Below are 18,502 nucleotides of genomic sequence, written 5' to 3'. Positions count from 1 at the left end.
GTTACGGTCTCCTCGCTCATGGGCCGGCCGCGACCGCTCTGACCGGGACCGCGCCCGCGCAGATCAGCTTCAACTACCTCGGCCAGTTCGACGGGTCCTTCGCCGGGAACTTCGCCGCCTTCACTGGCCTGGCCGGCCCCGATGTGGATCCCGCCAACGACCGCGTTCATCTCATCGACATCGTGAGCAGTGTGCAGGAGGGCGAGCTCCGTATGGAGTGGACCTACAGCGGGGCGGCTCATGAGGAGGAGACGATCCGGCGGGTCGCCGAGCACACGCTGGACGCCTTGCGGGAGCTGGCCGGTGAGGCGGCCCGGCCCGGCACGGTGGGCTACAGTCCCTCCGACTTTCCGCTGAGCGGCCTGACGCAGCAGCAGATCGACGGCCTCGTCGGCGAACTGCACGCGCTGCCCGCCTGGCAGAACAGCCGGTCCGCGCGTCCACTCGACGACTGCTACCCGCAGACACCCACCCAGCAGGGCATGTGGTTCCAGAGCCAGTACGCGAGCGGCGAGGGCTTCTACCACGTGCAGAACGTGCTGCGGATCGATCAGGAACTGGATGTGGAGGTCTTCCGGCAGAGCTGGGCCGAGGTGATGCGACGGCATCCGATCCTGCGGACCGGCTTCCGGACCACGGCGGAGAACGAAGCCCTCCAGCTGGTCTGGGCCGACCTTCCGGTCCCCCTCGAAACCCAGGACTGGCGGTCCGAGAGCCCCAGCGGTCAGCAGGGCCGCATGGAGAGCCACCTGCGGGAGGACCGCGTCCGGGGCTTCGACCCGCAGGACGCCCCGCAGTGGCGGATGCTCCTCGTCCGCACGGCCGACCAGCGGTACGAGCTGGTCTGGAGCGCCCACCACGCCATCCTCGACGGCTGGAGCATGAGTCTGATCCTCAAGGAGGCCGCCGAGTGGTACGGCGCCCTCAGCCGGGGCGGCCGACTGGACCCGGCACCCGCGCGCCCCTACCGGGACTACGTGTCCTGGCTCCAGCGGCAGGACCTGCGCGAGGCCGAGGAGTACTGGCGCGAGACCCTGCACGGCGTCGAGGAGGCCACCACCCCGAAGACGGGGAAGCCGCTGGACGCGCCGGACGGCGGACCGGGGGAGCCGGCTCCGTACGCCTGGACCGATGGCTTCCTCGACGAGGAGGAGACCACGGCGTTGCAGGACTTCGCACAGCGGTGCCGTCTCACCCTCAACACCGTTCTGCAGGGCTGCTGGGCGCTCCTGCTCGGCCGCTACGCCCGCACGGACGACGTGGTCTTCGGAACGGTGGTCTCCGGGCGTCCGGCCGACGTGGAGGGCGTCGAGCGCATGTCCGGACTCTTCATCAACACGCTCCCCCTGCGCGTGAGGCTGCCCGAGCAGAGCACCGCGCTCGGCTGGCTCCAGGGCCTGCAGGAACAGAACCTGCGGATGCGACAGTACGAGTACAGCCCGCTGAGCGAGGTCCAGCGGTGGAGCGGGCTCCCCGTCGGCGTCCCCCTCTTCGAGAGCCTCTTCGTCTTCGAGAACTACCCGGAGGGCGAGAGCCGTGACGACGCCCTGCGCTTCGAGGCACTCGGCTCGCAGGAGCAGACCCACTACCCGATCAACACCGCGATCACCGTGGGCGAGCGGATAGGCGTCAGCATCCTCCACGACACGCGCCGGTTCGACGGGCGGACCGTCGAGGCGATGATCGGGCACCTGCGGCAGATCTGCCACGCGCTGGTGACGGAGCCGCAGCAGAGCCTCGCCCGGTTGACCCTGCTCACCGACGCTGAGCGCGCCCGGGCGCTCGGCGAGTGGAGCACCGCGACCACCACGGCCGTCGAGCCCGTGCTTCTGCACGAACTGGTCGAGGCGCAGGTGCGGGCCACCCCGGACTCGGTCGCCGTGGTCCACGAGGACGGGCAGCTCACCTACGCCGAGCTCGACCGCCGCGCCAACCAGCTGGCCCACTGGCTTCGGGACCGCGGAGTGGGGCCCGACGTCCTGGTCGGACTGTGTCTCGAGCGCTCCTTGGAAGGCATCATCGGCCTGCTGGGCATCCTCAAGGCAGGCGGCGCCTACGTCCCCATCGACCCCAGGTACCCGCTCGACCGCATGGAGTACGTCGTCGAGGACGCGCGCCTGCGCCTGATGCTCACCCAGTCGTCCCTGCTGTCCAGGCTGCCGGGTGAAGGACTGGAGACCCTCTGCCTGGACACCGGATGGTCCGCTGTCGCCTCCGGGCCGGCGACGGCGCCCGCGACCGCGGTGACTCCGGAGAACCTCGCATACATCATCTACACCTCGGGGTCGACCGGACGGCCGAAGGGCGTGATGGTCGCCCACCGGTGCGTCCAGCACATCGTGCCGTGGATCCGCCGCCACCCGTGCTTCGACAGGCGCCAGAACGTCCTGCAGGTCGCGTCCACCAGTTTCGACTTCTCCGTCTGGGAGATCCTCCTGCCGCTGGTGACCGGCGGCACGCTCCACATCCCCGCCGCGGGTGTACGGATGATCGGCACCGACCTCCAGAAGGTCCTGGCCGAGCGGGCCATCGAGAGCCTGAACTTCACACCGGGCGCGCTCGCCACCCTGCCGACCGATGACCCGCTGCCCCACCTGCGCACCCTGGTCGTCGGCGGCGAGGCGTACTCGGCGGACCTCATCCGGACCTGGGCGCCCGGACGTACCTTCTTCAACGTCTACGGGCCGACCGAGACCACCGTCTTCGCCACCGGGGGCCGGACCGACGAGCACCTGGACGTCGTCCACATGGGCCGGCCGATCACCAACGTGCGGCTCTACGTGCTCGACCCGTACATGCAGCCCGTCCCGGCCGGGGTGCCCGGCGAACTCTGCATCGGCGGCGTCGGCGTGACCCGGGGCTACATGAACCGCCCCGATCTCACCGCCGAGTACTTCGTCGCGGACCCGTTCGGCGCGGAACCGGGCGGCCGCCTCTACAGGAGCGGGGACCTCGTCAGATACCTGCCCGACGGCAGCATCGAGTTCGTCGAGCGCATCGACAACCAGGTGAAGATCCGGGGCTTCCGGATCGAGCTGGGAGAGATCGAGACGGTGCTCGAGCAGCACCCGCTGGTGCACCACTGCGCCGTGCTCGCCCAGCCGGACGGTCCGGGCAGGCGCCTGGTCGGCTACGCGGTGCTCGACCAGGACTTCCGGCACGCCGCCGACGCGCAGGAGACGCTGCGGGCCCACCTGAGAGAGCAACTGCCCGCCTACATGGTGCCGTCCGCCTTCGTGTTCCTCGACGAGCTCCCTCTCAACAGCAACGGCAAGCTGAACCGCCGGGCGCTCCCGCTGCCCGAGGACGGCCCGGCGGCCACGCTCCCGGCGAGCGCGCTCCCGCGGACCCGTACCGAGGCGAAGCTGGCCGAGATCTGGGAGGAGGTGCTGGGACACCGCCCCGTCGGTGCCTTCGACGACTTCTTCGATCTGGGCGGACACTCACTGCTCGCCGTGAAGGTGGCCGCCCGCGTCCGCCGGGCCTTCGGCGTCGACCTCCCGGTCCGGGTCCTGTTCGAGCAGCCGGCCCTCTTCCGGGTCGCGGCCGAACTGGACACCCTGCTGGAGGCGCGGGAACCGTACGCCGCCGTCCCCCTGGCGCCGGTGCCGCGCGACGAGCCCATCTCCGCGACCTTCGACCAGCAGCGGCTCTGGTACATGGATCGCCTGCACCCGGACAGCTCCCTGTACACCGTGGGCTGGCTGCTCCACCGCCCCGTCGCGGTGGACCCGGCCAGACTCCGGCGCGCACTCGAGGAGCTGATCGCCCGCCACGAGATCCTGCGGACCACGTTCCGGGAGGGGCAGGGGCGGGTGTGGCAGGACATCGCGGAGACCGGGACCGTGGTCCTCACCGAGGCCGATCTGTCCGCACAGCCGCCCGAGCGGCGCCCCGAATCGGTGAAGGCCGTCACCCGCGACCTGTGGACGCAGACCTTCGACCTGGCCGAGGGACCCCTGTTCCGCACCCTGCTCGTCCGCCTGTCCGACGACGAGGCGCTCCTGGCCTTCAGCGCCCACCACGCGATCTTCGACGGCTACTCGGTCGGCATCCTCAACGAGGAACTGCTGCGGATCTACGACGCTCTGGGGCCGGACGGCCCACCGATGCCGGCCCCGCCGGCCCTCCAGTACGCCGACTACGCGGTGTGGCAGCAGCAGTGGCTCGAGGAGGAACGGCTGCGGCCGCACCTGCGGTACTGGAAGGAGCAGCTGGCCGACGCGCCCGCGCTGATGTCGCTGCCGACCGACCACCCCCGGCCGGCGGTGCAGGACTTCCGGGGCGCCAACCTCACTCGCTCCCTGCCGCCGGAGCTCGTCGAGCAGCTCGCGAGCGTGAGCGGCACGAACCGGACGACGCATTTCGTGGTGCTGCTGAGTGCCTTCGCCGTCCTGCTCTCGCACTACAGCGGACAGGACAAGGTGGTGATCGGCATCCCGGTCGCCAACCGCGGCCGCGTCGAGACCGAGCCGCTCATCGGGTTCCTCGTCAACACGGTGGCGCTCTGCGTCGACCTCGAGGGCGACCCGGAGTTCTCGGACGTGCTGGCGCAGGTCCGCTGGAAGCTCCTGGAGGCGCAGAGCCGTCAGGAGGTGCCGTTCGACCGCATCGTCGAGGAGCTGAAGCCCGAGCGCAGCCTCAGCTACAGCCCCGTGTTCCAGGTGATGTTCACCGGCCTGGACAAGCTCTTCGAGGAGCTGCCCGGGACGCAGGAGCAGCCCGCCTGGATCCACGACGTGACGGAGGACGGCATCGGCGTCGCCAAGTTCGACCTGGGTCTCAGCATCCAGCAGCGCGACGGCGAGCTGCAGTACACCTTCGAGTACAGCACCAGCCTCTTCGAACGCGACACCGTCGCCGGCATGGGCGAGCACCTGCGGATCCTCCTCGAAGCGGCTCTGACCCGACCGCGGACGCCCGTCCGGCGCCTCCCGCTGCTTCCGGAGACGGCGCGGGCGCGGATCGTGGAGGCACGGAACGCCACGCGGGACGATGACGCCCTGCGGCCCGTGTGCCTCCAGGAGCTCTTCGCGGAGCAGGTCCGCCGGTCGCCCGACCGCATCGCGCTGTCCTACGAGGACCAGCAGGTGAGTTATGCCGCGCTGGACCGGCGTGCCAACCGGCTGGCGAGGACGCTGCGCAACCTCGGCGTGGGTCCGGAGTCACGCGTCGGCGTCTGCATGCACCGCTCCCTCGACCTGGTGACCGGTCTGCTCGCCGTCCTGAAGGCCGGCGGCGCCTATGTGCCGCTGGACCCGGACCACCCGGCCGAGCGGCTGGCCTACATGGCCGAGGACGCCGGGGTGCAGCTGGCGCTGGTGGAGCCCGGGACCGCGGACCGCGTGGGCTTCCTGGCCGAGCGAGGAGTCCGGCCGGTCGAACTCGGCGGGAGCGACACCTCCTGGCTGGAGGCGAGCCCCGATCCCCTGGACGTCGCCGTGAGCCCGGACAACCTGGCCTACGTGATCTACACCTCCGGCTCCACCGGCCGGCCCAAGGGCGCGATGCTGTCGCACCGCGGCATCTGCAACCGTCTGCTCTGGATGCAGGACACCTACGGCCTGCGGGAGCACGACCGCGTCCTGCAGAAGACCCCGTACAGCTTCGACGTGTCGGTCTGGGAGTTCTTCTGGCCCCTGATCACCGGCGCGCACCTGCACCTCGCCCGCCCCGAGGGTCACCGCGACCCCGCCTACCTGACCGAGCTGGTCGAGCAGCAGGGGATCGGCGTCCTCCACTTCGTTCCCTCGATGCTGCAGGCATTCCTGCAGCAGCAGACCATGCCCCGGCAGTGCCGGGGCGTACGCCACGTGATGTGCAGCGGGGAGGCACTGCCCCCCGAGGTTCAGGAGCAGTTCCACCGGGCCCTGCCGGACACCCGGCTGCACAACCTCTACGGGCCCACCGAGGCATCGGTCGACGTCAGCTTCTGGGAGTGCCAAAACACCACGGGGGCGACCACCGTCCCGATCGGCCGTCCGGTGGCCAACACGCGGCTGTACATCCTGAACGACGCGATGGAGCCGGTGCCGGACGGTGTCACCGGGGAGCTTCACATCGGTGGCGTCCAGCTGGCGCGCGGCTATCTGGGGCGTCCCGACCTGACCGCCGAACGGTTCGTCGCCGATCCCTTCGGCCCCGGACGCCTCTACGCGACCGGCGACCTGGCCCGGTACCGGCCGGACGGTGTCATCGAGTACGCGGGGCGCAAGGACCACCAGATCAAGATCCGCGGCTACCGCATCGAGATCGAGGAGATCGAGGCCGTCCTGGCGGACCACCCGGCCGTCCGGTCCTGCCTGGTCGTGGTGCACGAGGTGACGTCCGCCGACAAGCGGCTGACCGCCTTCCTCACGGTGAAGGACGGCCGGGAGGCGCCTCAGGACGAGCTGAGGGCGCATCTCCTCGAACGGCTCCCGGAGTACATGGTGCCCGCCTACTTCGTGCAGCTGGACGAGTTCCCGCTCACCGCCAACGGCAAGGTCGACCGGAAGGCGCTGCCGGCGCTGTCGGACGTCGTGCAGCAGGCGCGGGCGGGCGAGAGCCACGTCGATCCCCGGACCGGGACCGAAGAGGCGCTGGCGCAGCTCTGGGCCAGCCTCCTGGAACTGGACCGCGTGGGGATCCACGACGACTTCTTCGCCCTCGGCGGCCACTCGCTCCTCGTCGCCTCCATGGCGACCGAGGTCCAGGAGCAGTGGGGCATCCCGCTCATGCTCACCACGGTCTTCAAGAACCGGACCGTCGCGGCACTCGCACAGGTCATCGACCAGAGCGTCGAGGAGGGCGACGACGGCGAACTGGACGCGGCTGAGCTGTTCGACCTGCTCTGACAGCTCCGGCGCAACCCTCGTCGCTGTCCCCCCGTCCCGCACGCCCGCGAAGGAGAAAAGACAGTGTTCGCTGCGGAGACCACCCTGATCAGTCCCCGGATCGCCCGAGTGGCGGCGGCCCTCGATGCGGGCGACCGCCAGGCCCTCGACGTGTTCTGGAAGGAGGTCGAGGAGTCCGGCACCCCGCTGATGGAACAGGTCGGGCCCGACGACTCCCGGACCCTGGTCACCTTTCTGTGGCGTGACCCCGGAGACACCGAGAACGTCGTGGTCCTCTTCTGCAGCGCGCCGAGCGGTGACTTCAGTGAGTTCCGGATGGACCACCTGCCGGGCACCGACCTCTGGTACCGCTCCTACTTCCTGCCCTCCCGGCTGCGGACCACCTATCTGTTCTCGGTCAACGACGCGATGGTGCCGTTCACCTCCTACGCGGAGGTGCTGCAGCGTCTCCCGGAGTACCGGCCCGACCCCCTGAACCCCCGTGACTACACGCTCATGGGCAATCCGAACGAGTTCAAGGTGTCGGTGCTCGAACTTCCCGGGGCCCCGAAACAACCGTGGAACATCCCGCGCCGCGGGGTGCCCAAGGGCACCAGCCGCATGCACACCATGGACAGCGAGATCCTGGGGACCCGGCAGCACGTCACCGTCCACGTGCCGCCCGGCTACACCACCGACGGTGACGCGTACAACGTCTTCGTCCTCTTCGACGGATGGTCGTACTACAACTTCGCCGCCATCACGACCGTGCTGGACAACCTGCTGTACGCCGGCGGCATCCCCCCGTACGTCCTGGTCATGCACACCAACGAGGACCAGGACGTCCGCGCCCGCGAACTGCCCTGCCACGAGCCGTTCAGCGAATTCCTGAACCGGGAGCTCATGCCGTGGGTCCACCGGAATTACCACATCACATCCGACCCGGCGCGCACCGTCGTCGGCGGCTCCTGCTTCGGCGGCCTGGCGGCGACGTACGTGGCATTCAGGACGCCCGGGAGATTCGGCAACGTGATCTCCCAGTCGGGGTCGTTCTGGTGGCCGGGGAAAAACGTGCCCGGCCGGGAGGAGGAGTGGCTCACACGGCAGTTCGAGAACAGTCCCCGACTTCCCATTCGATTCTCCATGGACATCGGGAGCCTGGAGCGGGCCATTGTCGACTACGACCCGATGACGACCCATCAGAACATGCGCGACGTCCTCGTGGCGAAGGGCTACACGGTGGACTACAGCGAATACATGGGCGGCCACGACATGATCTGCTGGCGCGGCACCATCGTCGAACGCCTGCTCTCATTCCACCCCCGGCCGAAGGACTCACCCGCCCCAGGACGGTGAGACCGCGGAATTCCGCCCAGCGCACGAGAACCGCAACCGCTCGAGAAAGGTGAGTCCGATGAGCAATGCCACGATCACGGTGCTTCCGGGGGACGGCGTCGGGCCGGAGGTCACCGCCCAGGCCCTGGCGGTGCTGGGCGCCGTGGAGGAGAAGTACCGCCACACCTTCACGGTCCACGAGCGCCGCGTCGGCCTCGACGCCATCGAGGCCGAGGGGACGGCCATCTCGGACGACACCTTCGAGACCTGCGCCCACAGCGACGCCCTTCTGTTCGGAGCGGTCGGCAGCCTCCCGGCGGGGCAGACCCGTAGCGGCGGCCCCCGGCCCGAGCAGGCGCTCTTCCGCCTCCGCAAGGAGTTCGGGTTCTTCGCCAACCTTCGGCCGGTGCGCCCCTTCGAGTCCCTCTACGCCGCGTCCTCGCTGAAACCCGAACACCTCAAGGGCACGGACATGCTCTTCGTACGGGAACTGTCGGCCGGCCTCTACTACGGGCGCCTGGAGTCGGTGCCCGGCAAGCCCAGCGAGATCCGCCGTACGGCCCGGGGAACCGAGGCCGTCGACACCCTTCTGTACACCGAGGAAGAGATCGAACGCGTGGTGCGAGCCGCGTTCGAGATCGCCGCCGGCCGCGAGCGGAAGGTCACCTCGGTCGACAAGGCGAATGTGCTCAGTTCCTCGGTCCTGTGGCGGGAGGTCGTCGAGCGGGTGGCGGCCGACCATCCCACGGTGGCCTTCGAGCACATGCTGGTCGACGCCTGCGCCATGCGGCTGATCCGGACTCCCGCGGACTTCGATGTCATCGTCACCGAGAACCTGTTCGGCGACATTCTCACCGACGAGGCGTCCATGCTGACGGGCTCCATCGGGATGCTGCCGTCGGCCAGCCTCGGCGCCCGGCGCACCGAGTCCGGCATGTTCGGCCTCTACGAACCCGTCCACGGCTCGGCCCCGGACCTTGCCGGCCAGGATCGGGCCAATCCCGTCGGCGCGATCCTCTCCGCCGCCCTCCTCCTGCGTCACTCCCTCGGCCTGGAACAGGAGGCCGCGGCTGTCGAGGAGGCGGTCGAGTACGTGATCCGCGAGGGGTGCCGGACGGAGGACATCGGCGAGGGGGTGCACGCGGTCGTCGGGACCAGGGAGATGGGCCGGCGCATCGTGGACCGGCTCCGGCAGTCCTGAACTCCCGCCCGTTCTCCATGCCCTTGTGGGACGCAACGACAACTGGAGGTCGTCCGCGCATGACGTCACAGAGTTCCTCCCCGGAGGTCTCCGAAGGCCTCGCGGAGCAGCGCCTGCTCGTCCGCCGGGCCCGCGCCGAGATGGTGCGGCGCCACCGGGCCCGGCAGGCGGACACCGCGGAACCGCCCATCCGGGTCATGGCCCGCCTCGTCGACGACCTGGAACGGGAGTGCGCGGAGCGGAGGTTCGACCCGGTCGCCACCCGGCTGGAGATCGTCAACCGGACGATTGGTGATGTCAACGTCCGGCGCATCACCGAGTGCGAGGGGGAGGAGGGGGGCCCCGGTGACTACCGGATGCTGGGGGACGAACTCGGCATCGCGCTGCCCGGGGAGGACATCAACGGGTACACCGCCTCGGGCAAGGGCTACGTGTGGCTGAGGGAACAGATGATGGACGCGGAGCGGCAACTCCTCGCCTCCGGCTACGACCCGCGGATCTACGACATCCAGGGCGTCGGCAACCCGGTGCTGCGCGGCCTGCTGGCGGAGGACATGCGCCCATGGGGGGTGACGGTCTCCGCGGAGAACGTGGCTCTCGGCCTGGGCGCGACGGACTGCATCGACAAGATCCTCCGCGGCCTCGCCCACTTCGCCCGTCTCCGCTCCCGGACGCCCGGAGCGGTCCTCTTCGCGGCTCCCGGGTTCAACATGCCCGAACTGCAGGCCGTGGCCTACGGGTTCCGGCTGCACAGGGTGCGCACCCGGGCCGAGGACGGGTTCAAGCTGACCGAAGAGCTTCTCGCACGGCACCTCGACGACAACCCGGATGTCGAGGTCGTCTACCTGACGGTGACGAACAACCCGACGGCCTTCGCGTACACGCCCGATGAGCTCTCGGCCGTCATGGCGGTGGTAAGCCGCTTCGCGCAGCGAGGGCGCCGCGTCCATGTACTCGCCGACCTGGCTTACATCGGGACGGGCCGGCCCGCGGACGACGAGGCCCGCATGCTCAGCCTCGCCTCGGCGGCCGACGTGGCCGACCAGATGATCTACGTGAACAGCTTCTCCAAGACCTACACCCTCACCGGGGACAGGTTCGGCTGGGCCGTTTTCGGCGATCCGAAATTCTCCGTCGCCATGCGGTCGAGCTGGATGAACAGCGTGAGCTGTCTGCCGGGAGAATGGCAGCTCCGCTTCATGGCCTATCACGCGCTCTTCCGCCAGAATCCACAGATCATCGAAATGATCCGCGGCCTCTACCGTCTGCGCCGCACCCGGCTGCGCGCCCAGTTGCAGCGGTTCGACGAAGAACACCGTGTTTTCGAACGTGTCTTTGTCGACGACGACGCCACCATCTACAACTGGAGCCGGCTCAGGGCCGGTGAGGATTCCTTCTCCGTCCTGGAGAAGACCGGGATCGCCGGAATTCCCGGCTCCACCTTCGGTTATTCAGACGACTACATCCGTTTCTCCGTCGGCATTCTTCCGGTCGTGCCGGATTGACGGCAACGCGCCGGCGAGGCAGTCGAATCCCCGAGAAGGAAAGCGAGAGACCATGCACAAGGAAACGAGATCCGCGAAGACTGACATCAACAGCCTCGACGTCCCGGTCAACTTCAACTGGAACAGCGACGAGAGCCCGCTCTCGGCCCTCCCCACGCGCATCCCCGGCGAGCCGCTCGCCGCTCAGGTCGCCAGGACGCAGATCTTCTCGGAGTGTCTGCGCGACGGCCTTCAGGGCATACCCGGCTACCCGACGGTTGACGACATGATGCGGTACCTGCATCTGCTCAGCGACTTCGGCATCACGTACGCCACGGTCGGCATCTACCCGGGCGAGTCCAACAGACTCAGCGCGACGATGAAGCAACTGCTCGCGCGCATGCGGGACGAACTGCCCTCCATCGTGCCCTCCGTGCTCTCCATGTGCACGGAGGAGTCCCTGCGGTGGACCGTCGAGTGCAGGGAGATCCACCCGCGCCTCGAGTCCGTCGTCTTCATGGGCAGCGCCCCCTCCCGCCGTCTCGTCCAGGGCTGGGACCTGGGGTTCATCCTGAACGGGCTGGAGACGTTCATCAAGAAGACCGTGGAGATGGGCATCCCCGTCGTCGCGGGCACCGAGCACACCTCGCAGACCTCTCCCGAGGACCTGCGCGCCATCACCCGCGTCCAGGTCGAGAGCGGTGCGTACATCGTCGCCATGGCCGACACCATCGGCGTGATCCGCCCGCTCGGCACCTACCGGCTGGTGCGCTTCGTCCGCGAACAGCTCGACGCCCTGGGCGTACCCGAGATGCAGGTGGACTGGCACGGCCACCGCGACACCGGGAACGCCCTGGGCAACGCGATGGCGGCGGTCGCGGCAGGCGCCAGTCGCATCCACGTGGTGTCGCGCGGTGTCGGCGAGCGCTCCGGCAACGCCTCGCTCGAGGAGGTCGTGCTGAACTTCGCCGCCATCGAGGAGGAGGCCGGCCTGCCCGTCTCGTGGGACATGTCGCAGTTGCTCCGGCTGATCACGTGCTACCAGGAGATGGTCGGCGTCGCCCCGCCGGAGCACGGAGTGCTCGGGAAGCGCTACAGCCACACCTCCTCCGGCATCCACACGGCCGCGATCCTCAAGGCCCACCACCTGGCCGACCGGGCCAGGGAGGCGGGGAACGCGGAGCTGGAGGGCGCGCTGCGGGAGATGTCCCGCACCGTGTACTCCGCGGTCGACCCGGCCGCCGTCGGCGGGGTCCCCTCCGTGGCCGTCAGCCCGTGGAGCGGCACGAGCTCGGTGAAGCTTGCCTGCATGCTGAGCGGGCGCGATCCCGGGGAGCTCTCCCCGGAGGCGGTCGAGGGCCTGCTGGCCCGCGCCAACGAACTGGGCCGCGAACTGACCCCCCAGGAGCTCGAAGAGGGCTTCGCGGACATGCACGCGCCGCACGGAGCCTGAGCGTCCCTTCGTCCCGAGACGACATGCACCCCTGAGGAGAGAACCGCACGATGCCACAGACGATGTTCGAGAAGATCTGGGACGCGCACGTGGTGCGTGACGAGCCCGGAGAGATACCGATGGTGTACATCGACCGGCATCTCACGCACGAGGCGACTTCACCGCAGGCATTCGCCGGGCTGCGGGAGCGCGACCTTCCGGTGCACCGCCCGGACAGCGTGGTCGCGGTGATCGACCACAACGTCCCCACCATGCCGGGCCGCCGCCTGATCGACGTGGTCGACAGCCAGAGCGTCATGTGCATCGAGACGATGGAGGACAACGCCCGCGAGTTCGGCGTCAGGCTCCTCGGCATGAACGACGCCGACCAGGGGATCGTGCACGTCGTCGGCCCGGAGCTGGGCCTCTCGCTGCCCGGCATGACGGTGGTGTGCGGGGACTCCCACACCTCCACGCACGGCGCCCTCGGTATCTTCGCGGTGGGCATCGGCACCAGCGAGGTGGAGCACGTCCTGGCCACCCAGTGCCTGCTGCAGCAGAAGCCCCGCACGATGAACATCAGCATCGACGGGACGCCGGCGCCCGGCGTGACGGCCAAGGACATCGCCCTGTTCGTGATCCGTCGACTCGGCACGGACGCCGGCACCAACCACGTCATCGAGTTCAGCGGCTCCGCGGTCCGGTCCCTGACGGTCGAGGGCCGCATGACGCTCTGCAACATGGCGATCGAAGCGGGCGCGCGGGCCGGTATGGTCGCACCCGACGACGTCACTGTCGAGTACGTGCGCGGGCGCCGCTTCGCACCCTCCGGGGAACTTTTCGAGCGTGCTGCGGAGCAGTGGAAGCAGCTCGCCGGCGACCCGGGCGCCCGCTTCGACGCGGAACACCACCTGGACGTCGGTGACCTGGTCCCGCAGGTCACCTGGGGAACGGACCCCGGCATGGTCGTCGATGTCACCGGAACCGTCCCCGACCCGGCCGCCGAGAGCGACCCCGTGACCCGGGCGGGAATGGAGCGCGCCCTCGAGTACATGGGCCTGCAACCCGGTCAGCGCGTTCAGGACATCGCGGTCGACACCGTCTTCATCGGCTCGTGCACCAACTCGCGGCTGGAGGACCTCCGCCTGGCGGCCCAGTACGTCGTCGGCCGGCGGGTCGCGGCCGGCACGCGCGCCATCGTCGTCCCCGGCTCGATGAGCGTGCGCCGCCAGGCCGAGAAGGAGGGGCTGGCGGACGTCTTCCGCGAAGCGGGCTTCGAGTGGCGGGAGGCCGGATGCAGCATGTGCATCGCCATGAACGGGGACCGTCTCTCCCCCGGAGAGCGCTGCGCCTCGACCAGCAACCGCAACTTCGAAGGACGCCAGGGCCGCGGCGGCCGCACCCACCTGGTGAGCCCGGTGACGGCGGCTGCCGCCGCCGTCACCGGCCGCTTCGCCGATGTCCGTGACCTCTAGTGCCCCTCCCGGCAAGCTTTGCCCCGTCGCGCCGCCCGGCACGCACTCCCCCAAGGCCTTAAGGGCCAGGGGGGACCCCCTTCCGCGTTGGCCAAAAGTCCTAGTAGCTCCGCTACGAGGACTTCCGGCCGCCTTGCGATCGCACGCACCGGACGACGCTCCTCATGGGGCAAACATTGCCGGTCCCGGCACTAGTGCCGCGACCCCTTGCGAACCACCGCACCGGACGCCGCGAGCTTCCCGGCAAACCTTTCCGGTCGCAGCACTGGACAGACACGCAGAGAAAAGGATCTCCGTGGAGAAATTCATCACGTATCAGGGCACCGCGGTGCCGCTCATGCGGTCCAACGTCAACACGGACGACATTGTCCCCGCCCGCTTCCTCAAGTCGATCCGTCGTACCGGCTTCGCCGACCACCTGTTCGCGAACTGGCGTTACCTCGAGGACGGCCGCACTCCCGACCCGGAGTTCGCCCTCAATCAGCCCGGTCACGAGGACGCCGGGATCCTGGTCGCGGGCGAGAACTTCGGCTGCGGTTCCTCCCGCGAGCACGCGCCCTGGTCGCTGCGAGAGTACGGATTCCGCTGCATCATCGCCCCGAGCTTCGCGGACATCTTCCACAACAACTGCTTCAACAGCAGCATCCTCCCGGTCGCCCTGGAACCGTCGGAGGTCGATGCGATCTGCACTGCCCTGGCGAAGGCCACATCGCCGACCCTGCACGTCGACCTCCCGGCCCAGACCGTGACGACCGCCGACGGTCAGGTCTTCCGCTTCGAGATCGACCCCTTCAAGAAGAACTCGATGATGGAGGGCCTCGACAACATCGGATGGTCCCTCTCCCACAAGGACGAGATTCTCGCCTACGAGTTGTGCCGCCGGCAGGAGGCGCCCTGGCTCTTCGCCTAGACCGCGCCGCCGTGCGGCGAACCGTTCCCGACAGCAGAGACGGAAGAGCAATGGAAGAAACCCGCATGAAGGTGCTCGTCAACGACGAGGACCAGTACTCCCTGTGGCCGACGTACCTCGACGTTCCCTCCGGATGGAGGGAGACGGAGAAGGTCGGCTCGAAGGAGGAGTGCCTTGCCTACGTGAAGGAAGTCTGGGTCGACATGCGCCCCAGGAGTCTGCGTCGGCAGATGGAGGAGACGGCCGGCTAGCCGGCCGGATCACCGCGCTCGTCAAAAAGCCCGTAGCAGTCATGGAGGAGTCATTCATGGACGAACTCGTCGAGCGTCTCTCCAAGGAGGGGCAGAAAGTCGTCGTCGGCGGCCCGTCGCCCTCCCTGGAGGAATTTCAGCGGCGCCTCACCGAGATGGGGTACGTCTTCGTCAAGTTCCCCGATTCCGGCGGGACCACGGACCTCGGGGTGCGCGTCGACGAGGTGGCCACCGACCTCGGCGGCGCCGACTTCGCGAAGGGCACCGGCAGTGTGCACGTGGAAGGGACACTGACGCTCAACTACGTACAGGTCCGCTGTCTGGCCGACATCGACCTGACGTCGCTCAGCGGCAGCGGACACCTGGTGGCGCTCGCGCCGTGATGGCCGGCGGTCCGTGGCCCGGGTGAGGCGGGTCCTCGCACGGCGGTCGAGCGCACGACCTGCTCGCCCGCCGCGCCGAGGGCCCGCCGCCTGCTCCGGCGCCCCGGCTCGTCACTTCGGACCCGGGAGGGCCGCGATGATCCCGACGGCGGCGGCGCCCGGGACGGCTCACCACGTGCTGTGGCACACGTGCGCCTCGATCGTCCGGCCCACTTCATGCCGGAGGCGGGCCGGAAGGGGCGTCGGGCGATCGATACTCTGCTCGATGGTCAGGGCAACGAAAGACGCGGTTCCGAACTCCACGGATTCTCCCCAGGCCGGTCCGTGAGCGCTCACTGCGCATCCGAAGTGTTCAAATGGCAAGGATTCAGGGCATGTTCACCACTCGTCCCACCCTCCAGGGCACCTTCGGCATGGTGTCCTCCACCCACTGGCTCGCCTCGCAGTCCGCGATGGCCGTCCTGGAGGACGGCGGCAACGCCTACGACGCCGCCGTCGCCGCCGGATTCGTCCTGCACGTCGTCGAACCGCACCTCAACGGCCCGGCCGGTGAAGTGCCGATGATCCTGGCGCCCAAGGACGGCGGGGTACAGGTGCTCTGCGGTCAGGGCCCGGCCCCGGAGGGCGCCACCGTCGCCCACTACCGCTCCCTCGGTCTCGACCTCGTCCCCGGTACCGGACCGCTTGCCGCCGCGGTCCCCGGCGCGTTCGACGCCTGGATGCTGCTGCTGCGCGACCACGGCACCAAGTCGGTCGCCGAGGTGCTGCGGTACGCGATCGGATACGCCGAGGACGGTCACGCACCCGTCGAGCGGATCGGTCAGACCGTCGAGACCGTCCGCGAGCTCTTCGAGACCGAGTGGCAGTCGTCCGCCGACGTCTACCTCCCCGGCGGCAAGTCCCCGATGCCGGGGGAGCTGTTCCGCAACCCCGCACTGGCCGCGACCTGGCGCCGCCTGATCGCCGAGGCAGAGAAGACCGGCGGCGACGACCGCACCGCCCAGATCGACGCCGCCCGGAAGATCTGGAGCGAGGGCTTCATAGCCGAGGCCCTGGTCCGCCAGGCCGCCCGGCCCACCATGGACACCAGTGGCGCCCGCCACACCGGCACCCTCACCGCCGCCGACCTGGCCGGCTGGTCCGCGTCGTACGAGGCGCCCGCCACGTACGACTGGAACGGCTGGACGCTCGCCAAGGCCGGAGGCTGGAGCCAGGGCCCCGCCTTCCTGCAGCAGCTCGCCCTGCTCCCCGCCGAGCTTCCGCGGTACGGCTCCGCGGAGTATGTACACCTGCTCATCGAGGGCTGCAAGCTCGCCATGGCCGACCGCGAGGCCTGGTACGGCGACGCCGCCGAGGTCCCCCTCGACACCCTGCTCTCCGAGCCGTACAACGCCGAGCGGCGCGCGCTCATCACCGACGAGGCATCGTACGAGCTGCGCCCCGGTAGCCCCGGGGGCCGCACCCCCGTCCTCAGCGGCCACGCGCACGCCGTCGCCGCGGGCGAGGTGGGCTTCGACGCCCTGGGTGTCCCGGCTGCGGGCGTCGGCGAGCCGACCGTCGCCAAGGGCGGCGCCGCTGCCGGTGAGCCGAGCGTCGCAGCGGACGGCGCGACCCGGGGCGACACCTGCCACATCGACGTCGTCGACCGCTGGGGCAACATGGTCTCCGCCACCCCCAGCGGCGGCTGGCTGCAGTCCAACCCGGTCGTGCCGGAGCTCGGCTTCCCGCTCGGTACCCGTCTCCAGATGGCGTGGCTCGACGAGGGCCTGCCGAACACCCTCACCCCCGGCCGCCGTCCCCGCACCACCCTCACCCCGTCCCTCGCCCTGCGCGACGGCGTCCCGGTGATGGCGTTCGGCACGCCCGGCGGCGACCAACAGGACCAGTGGCAGCTGCACTTCTTCCTCGCCGTCGCCCTGCGCGCCGAGGCACGCGGCGGATTCGACCTGCAGGGCGCCATCGACGCCCCGAACTGGCACAACGACAGCTTCCCCGGCTCGTTCTTCCCGCGCGGCATGCGGCCCGGCAGCGTCACCGTCGAGGAGCGCATGGACCCGGAGATCGTCGAGGAGCTCCGCCGCCGAGGCCATGACGTCACCGTGGGCGACCCGTGGTCGGAAGGGCGGCTGTGCGCCGTCGCCCGCGACCCGGAGACCGGAGTGCTCTCCGCCGCCGCCAACCCGCGCGGCATGCAGGGGTACGCCGTAGGCCGCTGACCGGCCACCTCGACGTCATGACCAGGTCGTCAGGGTCCCGGAGGACCGTGCTTAGCTGGAGCCATGATCGATGACTTCCTTGCCGGGGACCTGACCGAGGTCGAGGAGGCGGTCCGCGCAGCGGCCGCCACCGAGATCATGCCGCGCTACCGACAGCTCGCCGCACACGAGATCGTCGAGAAGAGCGGCCCGCACGATCTCGTCACGACCGCCGACCGCCTTGCCGAGGAACACCTCACCGCGTCGCTGACACGGCTGCTTCCCGGTTCGGTGGTCGTCGGCGAGGAGGCGGTCCACGCCGATCCGAAGGTGTACGACGCCCTGGACGGCGACGCACCGGTCTGGATCGTCGATCCGGTCGACGGGACCCGCCAGTTCGTCCGCGGCGAGCCCGGCTTCTGCACCCTCGTCGCCCTCGCCCACCGTGGCGAGCTCCTTGCCTCCTGGACGTACGCCGCGGCACTGAACGAGATGGCGATCGCGGTACGCGGCCGGGGGGCCGTGCTCAACGGTGTGCCGATACGCTCCGGATCGCCCGCGCCCGGCGCCGCACTCGAAGTCGCGATGTCGCACCCCGACTACACCACCGACGCCCAGAAGCGGGCGCTGCTCGGCCTGTTCGTCGAAGGCATCCACCCCCGTCCGTGCGGCTCCGCGGGCCTCGAATACCTGGCTGTCGCCCGCGGCGACCAGGACGCGGTCGCCTTCAACTGGGAGTACGCCTGGGACCACGCGGCGGGCCTGCTTCTGGTCACGGAGGCGGGCGGCGCCCAGGCCACGCTCTCGGGTGCCCCGTTCCGTATCGCCGGGGGCAACGACCTGCCGTTCACGGCCGCCCGTGACAAGGCGACGGCCGAACGCATCCTGGCGGCGCTGCGCGCCGGGGGCTGACCTTCCCGACGGCCCGGGTCAGACACCCCATGACGTTTGAGGTCAAGCGGCATGGGGATGTGCGTGGTGCGACCAGGCGGTCGCTTCGTCGTAGTGGGTGCGGGTCTTG

11 protein-coding genes are annotated in these 18,502 nt (G+C 69.7%); all 11 read left to right on the top strand.

Annotated elements, in window-relative coordinates; all coding sequences use genetic code 11:
* On the top strand, nt 1–6,836 hold a 6,836-nt coding region (locus ACFU8W_RS49860; RefSeq protein ID WP_384052487.1), incomplete at its 5' end, for an amino acid adenylation domain-containing protein.
* A 63-nt stretch (nt 6,837–6,899) separates the two neighbouring features.
* Nucleotides 6,900–8,171 carry an enterochelin esterase gene (gene fes / locus ACFU8W_RS49855; protein ID WP_384052486.1) on the top strand — a complete coding sequence of 424 codons (1,272 nt, stop codon included), beginning with the start codon at nt 6,900–6,902 and terminating at the stop codon, nt 8,169–8,171.
* Between the two features lie 58 nt (nt 8,172–8,229).
* Entirely contained in the window at nt 8,230–9,351 is a 1,122-nt protein-coding gene (gene leuB, locus ACFU8W_RS49850) for a 3-isopropylmalate dehydrogenase (protein WP_384052485.1), read from the top strand.
* A 59-nt stretch (nt 9,352–9,410) separates the two neighbouring features.
* Nucleotides 9,411–10,856, top strand: a complete 1,446-nt coding sequence (locus ACFU8W_RS49845; protein WP_384052484.1) for a pyridoxal phosphate-dependent aminotransferase — start codon at nt 9,411–9,413, stop codon at nt 10,854–10,856.
* Between the two features lie 52 nt (nt 10,857–10,908).
* A complete protein-coding gene (locus ACFU8W_RS49840) occupies nt 10,909–12,288 on the top strand; it encodes a hypothetical protein (protein ID WP_384052483.1) in 1,380 nt (459 codons plus the stop codon).
* Nucleotides 12,289–12,338: 50 nt separating this feature from the next.
* Nucleotides 12,339–13,742 carry a 3-isopropylmalate dehydratase large subunit gene (gene leuC / locus ACFU8W_RS49835; RefSeq protein WP_345511310.1) on the top strand — a complete coding sequence of 468 codons (1,404 nt, stop codon included), beginning with the start codon at nt 12,339–12,341 and terminating at the stop codon, nt 13,740–13,742.
* Nucleotides 13,743–14,037: 295 nt separating this feature from the next.
* A complete protein-coding gene (leuD, locus tag ACFU8W_RS49830; RefSeq protein WP_384052482.1) occupies nt 14,038–14,652 on the top strand; it encodes a 3-isopropylmalate dehydratase small subunit in 615 nt (204 codons plus the stop codon).
* Between the two features lie 50 nt (nt 14,653–14,702).
* On the top strand, nt 14,703–14,903 hold the full coding sequence (locus ACFU8W_RS49825; protein WP_345511308.1) for an MbtH family NRPS accessory protein: 201 nt from the start codon (nt 14,703–14,705) through the stop codon (nt 14,901–14,903).
* A gap of 56 nt (nt 14,904–14,959) precedes the next feature.
* Nucleotides 14,960–15,286 (top strand): hypothetical protein, encoded by a 327-nt coding sequence (locus tag ACFU8W_RS49820; RefSeq protein ID WP_384052481.1) that lies wholly within the window; start codon nt 14,960–14,962, stop codon nt 15,284–15,286.
* 374 nt (nt 15,287–15,660) lie between these two features.
* Complete coding sequence (locus ACFU8W_RS49815; protein WP_384052480.1) at nt 15,661–17,502, top strand: gamma-glutamyltransferase family protein; 1,842 nt, start codon at nt 15,661–15,663, stop codon at nt 17,500–17,502.
* A gap of 63 nt (nt 17,503–17,565) precedes the next feature.
* The gene (locus ACFU8W_RS49810; protein WP_384052479.1) at nt 17,566–18,393 is read left to right on the top strand and encodes an inositol monophosphatase family protein; all 828 of its coding nucleotides are present in this window, start codon (nt 17,566–17,568) and stop codon (nt 18,391–18,393) included.
* Nucleotides 18,394–18,502 lie beyond the last annotated feature (109 nt).

The sequence above is a fragment of the Streptomyces sp. NPDC057565 genome (genome assembly GCF_042801455.1).
GTDB lineage: Bacteria > Actinomycetota > Actinomycetes > Streptomycetales > Streptomycetaceae > Streptomyces > Streptomyces yanii.
The sequence above is the reverse complement of the archived record's forward strand: the minus strand, read 5'-3'. Positions and strand labels throughout refer to the sequence as shown.